This is a genomic window from Streptomyces sp. NRRL F-5755 (assembly GCF_001279365.1).
Classification (GTDB): domain Bacteria; phylum Actinomycetota; class Actinomycetes; order Streptomycetales; family Streptomycetaceae; genus Streptomyces; species Streptomyces rimosus.
Map to the genome: position 1 here is coordinate 17,690 of NZ_LGCW01000267.1, position 13,765 is coordinate 31,454.

The window sequence follows — 13,765 nt, forward strand, 5'->3', positions numbered from 1 at the left end:
CACCGCGAAGAAGCGAGAGCGGCGGATCAGCCCGGCGTCACCGCGTCCTCTGGCACTCCGAACCACTGCTCCAGCGCCTCCGCCAGCCCGGCCGTCGATGTCAGCGCCTCCGCCCCGGCGTCGGCTGCCCAGGCCGTGAAGCCGTCCGGACGGACGAGGGCCGCCGCCAGTTCCGGGCGGGACGGGCAGCCGGCTGTCAGGGTGTCGACGCGGTCGGCATACCCCGCAGCGAGGGCCCGGAGCTCCGCGTCGTCGGTGAGGTCGAGCAGGAGCGCCCGGCCGCCGTGGAGGTGGTCCGCGAGGCGGCTGCCGTCGGTGAGTTCGAGGTCCGGGGTACTGTGGCCGGTCAGCGGGTGCTCGCCCGGCAGCTCGTACCGCACTTCGCCACCGTTGAGCCGCGCGGTGAGGTATGTGGTGCCCGCGACTGTCCCCGCCAGGTCGCTGACGATCTCGCGCAAGGCCCGGGACTGCGGGTCCGGGCGCATGGCCGCGACCTGGGACCGGGTCCAGTCCAGGACCCACGCACCGACCGGGTGCCGCTCGGAGGTATACGTGTCCAGCAGCCGTTCCGGCGCCCGGCCGCCGATCACCGCGGCGAGCTTCCAGCCGAGGTTCATCGCGTCCCCGATCCCCAGGCTCAGCCCCTGGCTCCCGAACGCGGAGTGCACGTGTGCCGCGTCGCCCGCCAGCAGCACCCGGCCCTTGCGGTACTCGGTGGCCTGGCGGGCGTGGTCGGTGAAGCGGGTCGCGGTCCGCACCCCGGTGATCGTGACATCCACGCCGGATACGCGGCGCAGCCGCGCCTGGAGATCCTCGGTGGTGACCGGGGCGTCCCGGCCGGCCGGCGGGCCGTCGAACTCCACGGTGACGACGCGGCCCGGCATCGGCCCGTAGGCGTACACCCCGGTGTCCGTGACGGTCCAGCCGACCTTCAGGTCCTCGGCGCCGGTCATCTCCACGACCGCCTGGTGACAGGTGATCTCCGGGTCCGTACCGGGAAATGCGAACCCTGCGAGCTTGCGGACTGTGCTGCGGCCGCCGTCGCAGCCCACGAGCCAGCCGGCGCGTATGGTCCCGTGGCTGGTCCGCACGGTGACGGCCGCGTCGTCCGCGTCGAAACCGGTCAGCTCCACTCCCCGGCGCACGTCGACGCCGAGCTCGTCCGCCCGCCCGCCGAGCAGCCGCTCGATGTCCTGCTGCGCGATGAAAGCGATCTCGGCGGCGGGTCCGGCGTCACCGAGGCCCGGCTCCGTACGGTCGACCAGGTCGGCGCGCAGCATGATCCCGGCGAAGTGCCCGACGATTCCGAGCCCGTGGCCCGCAGCCCCGCCTGCGTCCCCGCCGTTCCGCTCGTGCACGAACGACTGGAAGCGGTCCAGCGCCTGCCGCTGCACCTCGGCCAGCGCGGGCAGCAGGCCCCGGCGGTAGAGCGCCTCGGCGCTGGGCGTGGTGATCGCCCCGCCCTTGATCGTCGGGTCCACTTCGGTGCGGCGCTCCAGGACGGCCACCCGCGCGCCTGCGAGCCGCAGCTCGCAGGCCAGCATCAGTCCGACCGGGCCGCCTCCGGCCACCACTACGTCATAGTCCATGGCGCCCACTATCACCGAGGGTCACAAAGGCCAAAAAGCCGCCGCGGTGTCAAGGAGCCGGCCCGCAAGGAGGGAGGGGAAGCGGGCCATCAGTGGCTGGACCACTTGGACGTGTCACGGAGGGCTGCCGCGGATTCGCTGTGTGCCCAGTTCAGTGCCCTCGGCGTGACCGACCCTCCTGCCGACCCGATGTCGTAGGTCATGGAAGACCTTCCGCAGCTTGCGCGATTCGTAGTACTGCGGAATCTGTGGCACGGTGCGATCGCACGCAGGAAACCGTGCGCTTCCTCGACGAGCGGTACGCCGAGCACGCTGCCGAACGCACCAACGCGGTCTCCGCTGGGCTGGACGCCACCCGCCCTCCCGGCTCCGCCGCCTACGAGGAGAGCTTGCTCACCCGCGGGCGGGACCTGTAACGGCCCTCGGGACTGGTGAGCTCGGAGAGCTCCGCGAGGAGTTGCCTGCCGCTCGGCGTCAGCCGCAGCAGCCGCGACCGCTTGTCCTGCGGATCGGGCTCCCGCTCGATCCAGCCGCGCTCGGCGATGTGCGCCACGTGCCGGCCCGTGACCGACATGTCGATCGCGAGCAGTTCGCCCAGCCTGCTCATCCGCATCTCGCCGTACCGGTCGAGCAGGGTGAGCACACCGGCCGAGGCGGGCGAGCAGAGTGGGGGCACCGATGCCGGAATGACGACTTTGTTTGCTGTGTCGGCAAGCACAGGGGCGGGAGGGCGGCGGAACGGCGGGGCGAGCCGGCCCCCGGTCAGCCGCCGGTTCCGGAGATGTAATCCCGGATCTTCTGGTGCTGCTGCTGCGGGATGTCGTCGCGGACTGCGCCGGAGTAGACGGCGATTACGCCGCCGGTGCGTATGACAGTCATGGGGATGGTCTGTTCCATCGCGATGTCCATAGTTTTCCAAGTGAAGGCGACGGCGTCGTCCCCGGCCTTCGGTGCGGACCACTTCCCGGTGACGAAGCGCGAGTCCGGAGAACTGAACGAGGCTTTGAAGGCGAAGAATTCGTGGCACTTCGGCAGTGCCTCTTCGACGGACGTCATCACCGCCTTCGCCTCCTCGACGGAGTAACTGAACAGTTCAAGCGAATGGAACTTCGTGAAGTCGATGGCGTCGCCCCTGCGGAACTGCGGCTCGATGCGGGTCCGCGCCTCCGCCACGGGCCGGTGCCGTAGGTGATCCACACTGATATCGAGCAGAGCCTCGCAGGCCGGGTAGCTGTTATAGAGGAGCTTCGCGGGCGTGGGCGGATCGTCCGCGTCGGCGTTCGGGCTTGCCGTCTCGGACGGTTCCTCAGGCTCGGCGACGTAGCCCTGGAAGGTTTTGCCGGTCGGCATCAGCGACTTCAGGTCGGTCTCGGTCAGCGGCTCGGAATGCGGCGATTGCGGCGGTCGTGAAGACTTCGCCGAACCGCAGGATGTAGTGGCCGCCAGACAGACGGTGACCGTCGCGGCAGCCACCACGGTACGCAGAAAACGAGACATCAGGCCCCCTATGGTCGAACCCGCCATTCTGCCTCCGAGCCGGTGAACCCGGTGAACGGGGCCGGTGTGCGCCCACCGGGTGCGCCGGTCGAGGTTCCCGCCCAAGGCCCGCAGCCGGCCCCGGTGGACGGGTTCGCGCGTCACGTAGGCTGCGCCTGTCGCGGGATGGGCCCGGGGCGGAGAGAGACGGCAGGTCATGGCAGCGGGGAGACGGGGACGGCGGTGGCTGCCCAGCGGGCGGGTGCTCGGGATCGTGGCGACGGCGCTCGCGGTCCTGGCGGGCGGTGGCTGGCTGGCCAAGCCGCTGTGGCAGCCCTGGTGGTACGCCGCGACGGTGTGCGGGGGCCACCTGTCGGGCGAAGACCTCGCCGGGCTGCTGCCGGACAAACGGCTGCAGCCCGCCGATGACACCTTCGGCTCCGGGAGCGGCGTGCTCAGGTGCGGGGTGAACACGAACGACGGCCGGCGCTACGTCCTCAAGATCGAGGCGCAGACCGATACGGGCACGGCGCAGGGTCCGCTGGCCACAGAGTTCACCATTCCGAGAAAGCCCCACTACGCCTTTCCCAAGACCATCCCCGGCTACTACGGCGAGGTCGGGCCAGTGATCATCCAGGAGTGTCCCGGACTCGGGCGCGACTCCGATGGCCGCGCGCGACGCCTGGTCACCAAGGTGAACGCCCTCGGGGCGGAGTCCGCCCCCTCGCCGCAGTCGCTGCGGACGGCCGTGAACGCCGCCAACGGCGCCGCATCCGAACTGGGCTGCGGCGCCGCCCCTCTGCCGCTGCCGGACCGCGTCGAGCCCATCCGCAAGCTGGCACCGAGCCAGGCAGAGGGCACCATGTGCGGCTGGCTGGGCCGTATCGCCTTGCCCAGGAGCCCGTCCGGCAGGGGCTGGAAGGTCGTTGCGCCCACCGACGAGCGGGCCCCGATCACCAACTGCTCACTGCTCGACGCCGGGACGGGGGAGCCCGCCGTGGACCTCACCGGCTGGTACGGCAGCTGGACGGACAAGCCCTTCGACACGCTGCTCTCGGCCAACGTAAAGGTCCCGAAGGGACACAGCTCCCACGACGCACTGCTGAGCGAGAACTTCGGCCGCGCCAAGGCCCGGTGCGCCGGGGAGTCCGCCAACTTCCTTGCCGCCAGTTACGCCCCGCACACCATGCGCTCGGTGCTGCCGATGAGCCAGGTGCGGTACCTGCTCAACGAATTTGCCAAGGACCAGACCGAGCGCCGCAGCTGCACCGGCCTCGAACTCCCCGACCCCACCGTCCACCCGAACGCGCGCTGACCGACCCGGGCGCCCTGCTTGAACGCCACGCTGCCGACTCGCAGCTCGTCGTCGGTGGACCGAGCATGACCAATGCGGCAGGCACGCTCGCCCGGTGGGAGATCCAGTATCGGCGCCAGGGCATCGGCCCGCCCCCCCTGGGTCGGAGAACGGCACGGCATGGCCAGTGATGGCGTGAACGATCGCTTTCGGGTGTGGCTCCTTCCCAGTGAGCCGCTGCGCTGGGCACTTGTGGCCGGTATCGCGGGCCTTCAAGCTATGACAGGCCCGGTCAGCGGGCGACCGGCATGAGCCTTCGGGGTGGGCATGGTGCGGATGGAACCTGTCGCTGCCGCTCGCGGATTCGCGCACCATTCCTTTCCCGATGCTCTCACCGTGATCGTGGGCGGTAGCGCGCTCACCGAACGACGTACGCCGACGTCCGATCTGGACATGGTCGTGGTGACCGGGCCCCGGGAGGCCCCCTGCCGCCATTCCTCGCGCTGGGCGGGGTGGCCGGTAGAAGTGCTGGTCCACGATGAGCGGACATTGGCCGCCTACTGCAACGACAACCTGGCCCGCCGCTGGCCCGGGATTCCCCGGCTGATCGCCGAGGGAACGATCGTGAGTGACCGCGGCGCACTGGGAAGAGGGCTGCAGGCCGAGATGCGCCGCCGGCTGGCCGAAGGCCCGGCCGCGGCGAGCCCGGCCGAACTGGAGGCCCACCGTTATGAACTCACCGACCTGCTCGACGACCTGGCAGGCGCCGAGGACCCGGCCGAGCTCGCCTTCATCGCCTGCCGGGTCCTGACCAGGACCGCCCAACTGGCCCTCCTGTCCGGGCGGCACTGGCAGGGCAGCGGGAAATGGCTGCTGCGCGAACTGCGCGACCACGACTCGGACCTGGCCGAGCGCCTGGCCCACGCCCTCCCCGTGCCCGCACAGCTTGCCGCTGTGGCTCACGAGGTGCTCGACGGCGCGGGCGGCGCGCTGTGGGACGGATACCGGGTCACCGACCCCCGCGATCCGTGACGCGATGGCCCCGATGCCTCTCATCGCCTCATCACCGGGCTCACTCAAGAAGAGCTGCACCCCCCCTCGTTTCAGCTCGCATACCCTGTCGACAGACGACCGCCCGCGTCCGGAACCGCGCCGTCGTCAGGCTCCTTCTGTTCGGAACAGAGCCGTGGGAGCCGCCCGGACACGGGCCGGGTGCCAAGTACCGCTGGCGCTAGAGGGCGTCTTCAAAGATCGTCATGCCTGACGGATCATGTTTGCCGTGGTGCGCCGGCGCGGATGCTCACCGCATCGACGAACGACTACGGCCTGCCTCGGGTGGGGTGGCCTGATTGCTCGGTGACAAGCCGCAGCCCCTTTACTAGCGTCCCAGCCGCATGCGCTGGGCAGGGCTGCCCGGCGTGGTCAGCCCTGCCACTGCACCGTCGGGAGGACGCTCATGCACTGGCTTCGCCCCCACCGCGGCCGGCCCCCAAGACCCTGTCACCACCGCGCCACCGCCGAGTCCGGGCGGCCTGTTGCCCGGTACGGCACACGCCGCGCCGGCGTCCGGCGCCTACGGCGTTCGTGCGCCGCAGCTGTGGCCGCGACCGTTGCCGTTTCCTGCGGCCTCTTGGCCGGGGCCGCTCCCTCGGCGCAGGCATTCGGCACCGTGGGCAATGTGTGGGTGCCGGGCAGGGGCTGGACCCATCAGAACTACGAGCACGAGTTCATCACCCGCGCGGCTCTCGGCTGCCATGCCGGGCCGACCGGCGACCCGGTGGATCCCACGGACTGCTTCGAGGATTCGCTGGGCACCCCCACCAGCGAAACGTCGTCTCTGGAGCAGATCACCGGCCGCAACCCCTCGCCGTACGACCCCGAATCGAACTGGGGCGGGGTGGGCCTGCCCGATCAGTGGCCGGCTACAGAGCCGGCGCCGGCGCACTGCGACAACGCCGATTACCTGGCCGAGATCGCCGGCAACCACACCCGGGCGGTGGCCACCGACGAGCTGCTCAAGTGCGTCAACCATGCCCGCGCCCTGTTCCGGGAGGCGGTCGAGGAGGCCAAGCCGATCGTCGACGACAACGGCAATCTCGCCGCGGACCGCGTCCTGATACCCGCCAAGCGCAATGTGCTCAGGACGTTCGGCCGGATGCTGCACACCCTGCAAGACTTCTATGCCCACTCCAACTGGTCGGACATCCCCAAACCCACGGAGCCGATCAGCCCGGTCAATCCGCCCGGGCTGGATCAGAGGACTCCCTCGCTGCTGTTCAACAACGGCTACGACCGGCACGCCCCGGGCGCATCAGACGTTCCCGAACCGCTGTCCACCGGCTGCTACGACGAGAACCAACCCGGCTCGACCTGTCGACAACCGGTCCGTGTTTCACACGGTGACCCGTTCGACGACGGTGCCACCGGCTCCCTGAACAAGGACAAGGGAAAGATCGACCCCACCACGGGGCGGACCAGCGTCCCGCGCACGGACCGCGGCAAGGTCCACAACAACTTCGCGCAGGCCGTGCGCAACGCCGTCACCGAGACCCGGCTGCAGTGGCAAGACCTCAAGCATGCGTTGAACTTCACCTACGGCATACACCGTGGGCCCAAATACGCCTGTGCACTGATGTCCGACGAGCCCTCCGGCGGCGGCCACTGCAACGCTCCGTCTCCCGCCCAGCAGCCGCCCGCCAACGGACCATGCGACACCGCGACGTGGTCGCAGCCTGGCGGAACGGGCCACACCATCTACATGAGCTACCGCAACTGCACCGACCGGCCCGCCTTCGTCGCACCGTACGGCGAAGGCACCAACGACAACCGCTACTCCTACGTGCGACAGTGCCGCAACGTCCCAGGCGGGGGCGGGACGACCCGCTGGGTCATCGACGCCGGCTACTTCCCACCCGAATGGCCAGGCATCGGCAACAACACCCAGAAGGTCGTGCACTGCTTCAAACCGTGGGGAGGCCCGAGCCCGGCCGCCGCCGCCCGGGCCGCGTCCTCGGCCGGGAAGGGTACGGCCGCCGAGCCGCCGTGCGGTGACTCGTTTGCGCAGCCCGGCGGCACCGGCACGCCGGTGACCATCTATCACAGAAACTGCCTGGCCCAGAACGTCGAGGTGGCCCCGCTGGCCACGACCGGCGCCGACCGGCGCTATGCGTACAGCAGCCAGTGTCGCTACCTGGAGACCGGGCGCTGGACCTCCTGGACCATCGGCCCGGGCTACCCCGACACCCCGTTCCCGCCCGAAAGCGTGTACCTGCAGAAAACCACCCGCTGCCTGTAGGGCCACAACGGCGGGCGGGGCCACGGTGACCTGCACCGACCCCGTCCGCCATCCCGGGCACTCGGACGGCTATGGGTCCGGTTCGTTTCGAGTGACTGGCTGGCCTGGGCGTTTGCCTGAACGGACTGGCCGGGGGTACTGGTTGCTTCTACCTCCTCGATGTGACGGTGTCCTTGCTCGAGGAGCTGGAGCGTCGCGAAGCTGCGATCCGTGAGCGCGTCGGCGAACTGCGGCAACAAGCCGCCGAGCATCAGCTCTCTATCCAGCTGACCAGCACCAGTACGCGCTCACGGCCTGACCGCGACCTCACTCAGGAAGAGCCGCACCCGATCTAGTTCGCCGCGCCACTGCGCGTACCGCGAGGCCACATCGTCCGGCCAGCGCCCACCGCTGCTCCATCCGCCCGACAGGCTCGGAAATGCAGGAACCGACGCCGTCGAGTGGGCGCCGGTTCCTGTGCAGTCCACGCGCCAACGTGAACGTGCGAAGTCCCTGCAGCTGTGGTTGGAGCCAGTAGCAACCAGGGGAGCCCATTCGTACGAAGCTCTTCGGGATCGTCGCAGTCTTGTCCCTCCTCCTGCAACTTCAATTGGGGCGGATCTGCATCTATTTCAGGAGGGGCATGACGGAGCGTTTCCCCACCCTTGCAGAACGGGCTGCTCAGAAAACCGTGCTCGGCACGCTGACCATGCCCGTCCTCATCTGCGGCTCTCGTACGGTCCGTTTCTTCGCCGGACAGGAATGCATCAAAAGCGATCTCTGGGCTTCTTGTCACCCGTCTGGCTGCCACCATGCTGTCTACGCCGCACTCGAGCAGCGCCAACTGCCCAGCGGCGGACGACAAAACCGGAGCCAGTGACATACCGTCCAACGGTTCACAGCCGCCGGACTCCAGCACCATGGAGCCATCTTGCCCAACCCTCGCCCTCTGGCCGCCTGCGTGAAGTCGCCAGACGCCACCCGGCCTCTGAGTGACAGCGAAGCCGTCGTCGTCATCGTGATCACCGTTCTGTCCGGCACGATGGCCGCCATCGGTCTACCGCTCAGTGAAGTGCTGCAGCTTCTGTCCGGGGCGAGCCTCATCGCCGTCCTCGTCCTGAGGCTGCTGCCCCGCACGGGCCGCAGTGCACGCACAGCGCTCCGTGCGCTGCTCGCCTTCGGTTCCCAAGGCTGAGGGCCGCAGCCATGGGACGCCGCGAGCGCGCGGTGATCACAGATAACCACGCCCTGGAAGAACTCGTCGAATGGTTGCGCGCAGCCCGACGCGGCACCGGGAAGACCTACACCCAACTCTCCGAGAAGGCGGGCTTCCACGCGACCACGCTGCAGCGTGCTGCCTCGGGAAGGACAGTGCCCAGGCGCGCCGTGGTTGTCGCCTACGTGCGGGCCTGCGGTGCACCCACCGAGCGTGCGCAATGTCTGTGGAGGCAGGCTCGCTACGAGGAGCGCCGTAGGAAACGGGCCGAACAATCTGTGCTGGCACCCCGGCCGGATCTGATCCGGGACTTCGCAGACCTGAGCGCTGGCCTGCGCGAGCTGTACGAGAAGGCCGGCGCCCCTCCGCTGCGGGAACTGGAGGGGCGAGCTGGCGAGTACGGACTGCTGCCGCGCAGCAGCGTGCACCGCATCGTTCATAGGCAGGCTGTCCCCCACAACCATGCTCAGTTCGTGGGGTTTCTGCAGGCGTGTGATGTGCCGAAGGATGACCGTCTGGCCTGGCTTGAGGCATGGAATCGGGCTTGGCAGCACTACAGAGACACCCGTGACGTGCAGGCGCTCTCCGGTATCCCTCGTAAGGCCCGGGAAGTCTCGGCCGAGACCCACCGGATCTTTGCCGACCTGCCGGACACCGTCATGCGCGCCACGGGGTTCCTGCCCGTCCAGTCTTTCCCCGGGCCTTTCTACCCGTGGCAATGCGTGTGCACCGCCTGCGGCGCAGTGGTGCCCATGCGGCTTGCGCGTGTTGTCAGTGGCCAGGCGGGGTGCTCTAGCTGCGGCCGCTCTGCTCCCGACGTCGGCCTCGGCAGTGACACCCCGAGGAACATTCTGGTCAATCTGTCTCTCGATCAGCTTCAAGAGGCCCTGGCATCTCGGATCCCGGAGCCGGAAGCGCTGCGCACTGCGGTCGCTGACGTGCTCAAACTGCTGCATATCGGATTCGCCGAGAAAGGCGAGGTCCGTGTTCCTGGACTTCCGTTCCACACGATTCTCGCCTGCCTGCAAGGCCAGCAGTTCCCCGGTGAGACCGTTACGGAAAAGTTCGTCCTATTCGGCCTGCCCGCCGATGAGGAACTGCAGGAAAAGGCCAGACTTCTACTGCAAGCCGTATACAGGTACGGGAAACGGAGAGAACTTCGCGTGTCCCCTGAAAATGCACGGGAGATCACCGATGTGCCACGCGGCCTCGGAGAAGCATATCCGTACGGCCCGCTAAAGGCGCGCCCCACGACCCGTCTCAGCCACGCCCGCATAAACAGCATCAGTTAGCCGTCGCACAGACGACGCGACCCCCTATGCGCGAGCGCGATGCACAGCGCCGACCGCCCATCGCCTGGTGCTGCGACATCGCCCGCTGCTCGTGACCGGTCGGTGGTCAGATGCGCCAGGAGCGCAGGCGGTCCGCGACCGCGGGCAGCTTGACCTCGCCGTCGCGGACCTCGCGGACCAGGTCGGACAGGGCGCCGTAGGGCGGGTCGATGCCCTGGCCCGACTGCCCCATGTACTGCGCGGCGACGATCGCGGCGAACAGGCTGTTGCGGTAGGGCAGCGGTTCGAGGCGGGCGATGGTGTGCAGCAGCGCGGCGGCGCGCCATGCCGCGTCGGGGTCGGCGCTGGCCAGGGTCGGCAGGCGGGTTTTGTGCCGGGCGACGGCCGCCACGAGCGCCGAGTAGTCCGAGACACTTACGTCTTCGGGTGTGGCGTGTTCCTGGACGTCCTGGAGCCAGGAGACGTCGATGTGCAGGATCACGCGGCGTCGGCTCCCGACGTGCGCTCGGAGGGCGCGTTCTCGTCGGGGAAGGCCTGGCCGAACTCTGCGCGGAGCCGGTCGGCCCACTCGACCGCGCCGGCGACGAACTGGCGCCGCTGCTGCTCACGGACGCCCAAATCGTGCAGGTACGTCTTGAGGGACTTGCCCTCGGCGGCGGCAGCAGCCCGCACGCCTTCCAGTTCTTCCGGGGTGAAGGTGACATTCAGCGATGGCATACCCTCACGGTACCTACTTGGTACCTGGGCGGGTAGGCCTTTCACACGAACCGTCGGTCCTGGCGGTCGTCCCGTCCCGGGCGGCAGCCTTGCTCGCGCAGCTGCTCCAGCCGCGTCACCAGCAGGTACTCGGCCGTGCGCTCCCGGGCCGCGCCGGTGGCCTTGGTCGCCGCCGCGACGGCGTCCGCACCGTTCGGGTTGTGCCGGTACCAACGGCGCTCCTGTTCGGTTGATACGTCCGCTGCGCCTCGGCTTCGGCCTCCTCGGTCCGGCCCAGCCACGCCAGCGCGCTGCTGCTGCACTCCGACAGGGCCTGCTCCACGGCCTGGAGCGCGGCGAAGGCGAGTGCGGACGTCGCTGCGGCCGGGTCCGCCTCCGGCTCGTCCAGCTCCACCAGCTCCCAGAGCCGCTGGCGAGCGTAATGCCCGTCGTGAGGTGTTCGCCATCGTTCCATCATGACCGGTAGTAGTCACTCGATGTCCGCTACTGGTGCCAGTGTCGAGCGCCGGAGCAGGCCGACAGTGGCGAATGGACCGAGGGAATGCGTGTTGTGGTGGTCGGTGGCGGAATCGGCGGACTCGCGCTGGGGGCAGGATTGCGCCGCCAGGGATTCGAGGTGGCGGTGTTCGACCGCGACGCCGATGTGGCGGCCACAGGCGGCTACCACATCACCTTGGACGAGCAGGCCCAGGCCGCGTTGCGGGAGCTGGTGGCGCCGGACATCGTGCGGCGTCTGCTGGTGTCGGCCTCGGCGCTGAGGCTGCGCGACCGTGATGCGCTCTGGGACCGCCGCGGCCGACTGCTCGGCCGCGGCCCGGATCTCACCGGTGACGTAAGCATCGATGCCGACCGCATCACGCTGCGCCTGCTGCTGGCGGAGGCGGTCGGCGATGACCTGCATCTGGGGCGAACCGTGTCCGGCGTCGGCCACGACGACGACGGCACACCCCACGTGCTGTTCGCCGACGCGGCACCTGTCCCCGCGGATCTGGTGGTAGGTGCAGACGGCGTCCACTCCTTGGTCGCCCGGCATCTGGCGGGAGGCCCGACGAACCGCCCGGCGGGCATCATCGGGTTTTCCGGCCGAACCCTCCGCAGGGACCTGAATCCCGGTGAACAGCGGCGGCTCGGACTGCGGTCAGGGACGGCGATGGGACCGCGGGGCGCGGCGCTGTATGTCGGTTTCCTCGACGCCGTGGGCAACGCCGCGCTCGACGCCCCCAGATTGCGGATGTCCGTCACCACGGGCCCGACCTACATCTGGGGCGCCATGTTCCCCGAATCCGCCGCGACCGACTCCCTTCGCGACCTGGACGGAGGCCAGCTGCAGGACGCGCTGTTGCGAGGGTTTCGCGACCGGGGCTGGGCCGGGCACACGCTGGAGGTCATCGCCCGCGCCGACCCGTGCAGCGTAGCCGCGTTCCGTTTCAACGCCGCCTCGACCCGGGCCGCCGAACTCGCGCCGTGGCCTGCGGGCCGTATCACCGCGCTGGGCGACGCCGTCCACGCGACACCACCCACCGCCGGGAAGGGGGCCGGCGCGGCGATCCGCGATGCTGCAGCTCTGCTTCAGGTTTTGGGCGACGTCGCTGCCAGCGGCAGCACGCTGGTCGAGGCGGTGAACCGATTCGAGGCGGGCACACGCTTGCGCGGCAGCGAGGTTCTCATCCTGGCCATGCGAATGGTCCGCCTGATCCTGGCCACTGACACCACGTTCGGCGCCGCCGCCACCGCCGTGACCACCCCGATACTGGCCGCTGCCGCCCGGCTGCGTCATTGACAAGACTGCGGGCGCAAGCCGACGGCTCCCCGGCACTCATCTCGTTCTTCAACCTCGTGGTGTTCGGCGTCGACAAGGCCCTGGCCCGGGTAGAGCCCTGCCGATCAGTAGGAGTCAAGCTGCTTCAGCGACCTACGATACTCAGGGAGTTACCCCAAGGGCGGCCGGAAGACGGATGCCCTGCGTATGGCACATCTGGGCGGCCAAACTCATCGCCGCTGTGGCTCGGCTGCTTGCCGGTCAGCGGTAGCCGAGCATTCCGGGGGAGTCGATGTCGACGGTGACCACGCCGGGCGGGTAGGCGTCCTCGCGGCCGGTCAGCAGGATCGACATGCCGGTGAACTCGGGACGTGGCAGTGCGCAGTACAGCGCATGGCAGGTGTCCGGGCCGCCGTAGCCGTCGCGGATCAGGGTGCCGACGCTGACCGCGGCCATCGTGTCGAGGCTGCCGACGACCACGGAAGAAAAGGCGAGGACGCGCTGCACGAGGTTTTCTTCACCGGCTTCGGCCTGGGTCAGGCACAGGGCGGGGATGCTCAGGCGTTCGCCGGGTGTCTTCGCCATGTTGCCGGCCAGCAGATTCAGCGTCTTGTGGCCGCCGGCGAGCGCCATGACGGCGCTGGTGTCCAGAATGATCACGCTGCGGTGCCCTTGGCGGCCCGGACCTTCTCGGCAGCGATCTTGTAGATGTTGCCGAGCACGTCGGGGGCCCGCTCGAACTCCTCGTCGCGGAGGTCCACGCCCATCATGCGACGGACGGTCTCCCGGTCGGCGGCCAGCTGCTTGGCCCGCTGCGCCGCCGTCGGCTGCTCCGCCGCCAGCGCCTCGACCAGCTGGCCGATGCTCACGCCGCGCTCCTTGGCCAGCTCGGCCAGGTGATCACGAGTCTCCCGCAGAACCTGAATCGTCGTCGTCGCCATAGCTGCAGATAGGGGTGCTATGGCAGGGTCGCTGCGTGTCCGGCCGCGCGCATCCTGAACCATGACCGACCCCATGCCCTCTGCACGAGCGGAGGTGGACCGAACACTGGCCCGACCTGTCGGGCGCAGGGTAAGTGTCAGGGTGGCGCAGGGTTCTGTCAGCGCCGAGAGGTTAGATCGGCCCACGTCGCGATACCGGGCGATTAC

General features: G+C 69.3%; 16 protein-coding genes and 1 pseudogene. 9 read left to right on the top strand and 8 right to left on the bottom strand.

Annotated elements, in window-relative coordinates; genetic code table 11:
- Positions 1–26 precede the first annotated feature (26 nt).
- Entirely contained in the window at positions 27–1,589 is a 1,563-nt protein-coding gene (locus tag ADK86_RS23980) for an FAD-dependent oxidoreductase (RefSeq protein ID WP_053698450.1), read from the bottom strand.
- Positions 1,590–1,867: 278 nt separating this feature from the next.
- Here ADK86_RS23980 and ADK86_RS43245 point away from each other — a divergent pair, with 278 nt between their 5' ends.
- On the top strand, positions 1,868–2,005 hold the full coding sequence (locus ADK86_RS43245) for a hypothetical protein (RefSeq protein WP_159393926.1): 138 nt from the start codon (positions 1,868–1,870) through the stop codon (positions 2,003–2,005).
- Positions 2,006–2,019: 14 nt separating this feature from the next.
- Here the strand turns inward: ADK86_RS43245 and ADK86_RS42505 are convergent.
- A pseudogene (locus ADK86_RS42505) lies at positions 2,020–2,265 on the bottom strand (MarR family winged helix-turn-helix transcriptional regulator); the annotation flags it as partial.
- A gap of 86 nt (positions 2,266–2,351) precedes the next feature.
- Positions 2,352–3,113: a hypothetical protein gene (locus ADK86_RS23990; RefSeq protein WP_159393927.1), complete on the bottom strand. Its 762-nt coding sequence runs from the start codon at positions 3,111–3,113 to the stop codon at positions 2,352–2,354.
- A gap of 169 nt (positions 3,114–3,282) precedes the next feature.
- Here ADK86_RS23990 and ADK86_RS23995 point away from each other — a divergent pair, with 169 nt between their 5' ends.
- From ADK86_RS23995 to ADK86_RS24015, 7 genes are all read left to right on the top strand, one after another.
- The gene (locus ADK86_RS23995; protein ID WP_234345996.1) at positions 3,283–4,380 is read left to right on the top strand and encodes a hypothetical protein; all 1,098 of its coding nucleotides are present in this window, start codon (positions 3,283–3,285) and stop codon (positions 4,378–4,380) included.
- A gap of 375 nt (positions 4,381–4,755) precedes the next feature.
- Positions 4,756–5,391: a nucleotidyltransferase domain-containing protein gene (locus tag ADK86_RS24000; protein ID WP_159393928.1), complete on the top strand. Its 636-nt coding sequence runs from the start codon at positions 4,756–4,758 to the stop codon at positions 5,389–5,391.
- 565 nt (positions 5,392–5,956) lie between these two features.
- Entirely contained in the window at positions 5,957–7,654 is a 1,698-nt protein-coding gene (locus ADK86_RS24005) for a hypothetical protein (RefSeq protein ID WP_159393929.1), read from the top strand.
- A 167-nt stretch (positions 7,655–7,821) separates the two neighbouring features.
- Positions 7,822–7,989 carry a hypothetical protein gene (locus ADK86_RS43250; protein WP_159393930.1) on the top strand — a complete coding sequence of 56 codons (168 nt, stop codon included), beginning with the start codon at positions 7,822–7,824 and terminating at the stop codon, positions 7,987–7,989.
- Between the two features lie 287 nt (positions 7,990–8,276).
- Positions 8,277–8,513, top strand: a complete 237-nt coding sequence (locus tag ADK86_RS43255; protein WP_159393931.1) for a hypothetical protein — start codon at positions 8,277–8,279, stop codon at positions 8,511–8,513.
- A gap of 51 nt (positions 8,514–8,564) precedes the next feature.
- A complete protein-coding gene (locus tag ADK86_RS24010; protein WP_053698454.1) occupies positions 8,565–8,828 on the top strand; it encodes a hypothetical protein in 264 nt (87 codons plus the stop codon).
- 11 nt (positions 8,829–8,839) lie between these two features.
- Positions 8,840–10,141 carry a helix-turn-helix domain-containing protein gene (locus ADK86_RS24015; RefSeq protein WP_078952225.1) on the top strand — a complete coding sequence of 434 codons (1,302 nt, stop codon included), beginning with the start codon at positions 8,840–8,842 and terminating at the stop codon, positions 10,139–10,141.
- A gap of 106 nt (positions 10,142–10,247) precedes the next feature.
- Here the strand turns inward: ADK86_RS24015 and ADK86_RS24020 are convergent, their stop codons facing one another.
- From ADK86_RS24020 to ADK86_RS24030, 3 genes are read right to left on the bottom strand one after another with little or no spacing between them, the layout of a single operon-like run.
- Positions 10,248–10,622, bottom strand: coding sequence for a hypothetical protein (locus ADK86_RS24020; protein WP_053698456.1), 375 nt, complete (start codon positions 10,620–10,622; stop codon positions 10,248–10,250).
- On the bottom strand, positions 10,619–10,858 hold the full coding sequence (locus ADK86_RS24025) for a hypothetical protein (RefSeq protein ID WP_053698457.1): 240 nt from the start codon (positions 10,856–10,858) through the stop codon (positions 10,619–10,621). The genes ADK86_RS24020 and ADK86_RS24025 overlap by 4 nt, the downstream gene beginning before the upstream one ends.
- A 41-nt stretch (positions 10,859–10,899) precedes the next feature.
- Positions 10,900–11,139 (bottom strand): hypothetical protein, encoded by a 240-nt coding sequence (locus ADK86_RS24030; protein WP_234345997.1) that lies wholly within the window; start codon positions 11,137–11,139, stop codon positions 10,900–10,902.
- Positions 11,140–11,399: 260 nt separating this feature from the next.
- On the opposite strand from ADK86_RS24030, the gene ADK86_RS24035 reads away from it, so the two are divergent.
- Positions 11,400–12,638 carry an FAD-dependent oxidoreductase gene (locus tag ADK86_RS24035; protein ID WP_053698458.1) on the top strand — a complete coding sequence of 413 codons (1,239 nt, stop codon included), beginning with the start codon at positions 11,400–11,402 and terminating at the stop codon, positions 12,636–12,638.
- A gap of 240 nt (positions 12,639–12,878) precedes the next feature.
- On the opposite strand, the gene ADK86_RS24040 is transcribed toward ADK86_RS24035, so the two are convergent.
- Both ADK86_RS24040 and ADK86_RS24045 read right to left on the bottom strand, forming a co-directional pair.
- Positions 12,879–13,277, bottom strand: coding sequence for a hypothetical protein (locus ADK86_RS24040; RefSeq protein WP_053698459.1), 399 nt, complete (start codon positions 13,275–13,277; stop codon positions 12,879–12,881).
- Positions 13,274–13,558 (bottom strand): hypothetical protein, encoded by a 285-nt coding sequence (locus tag ADK86_RS24045; protein WP_053698460.1) that lies wholly within the window; start codon positions 13,556–13,558, stop codon positions 13,274–13,276. The genes ADK86_RS24040 and ADK86_RS24045 overlap by 4 nt, the downstream gene beginning before the upstream one ends.
- Between the last annotated feature and the right edge of the window lie 207 nt (positions 13,559–13,765).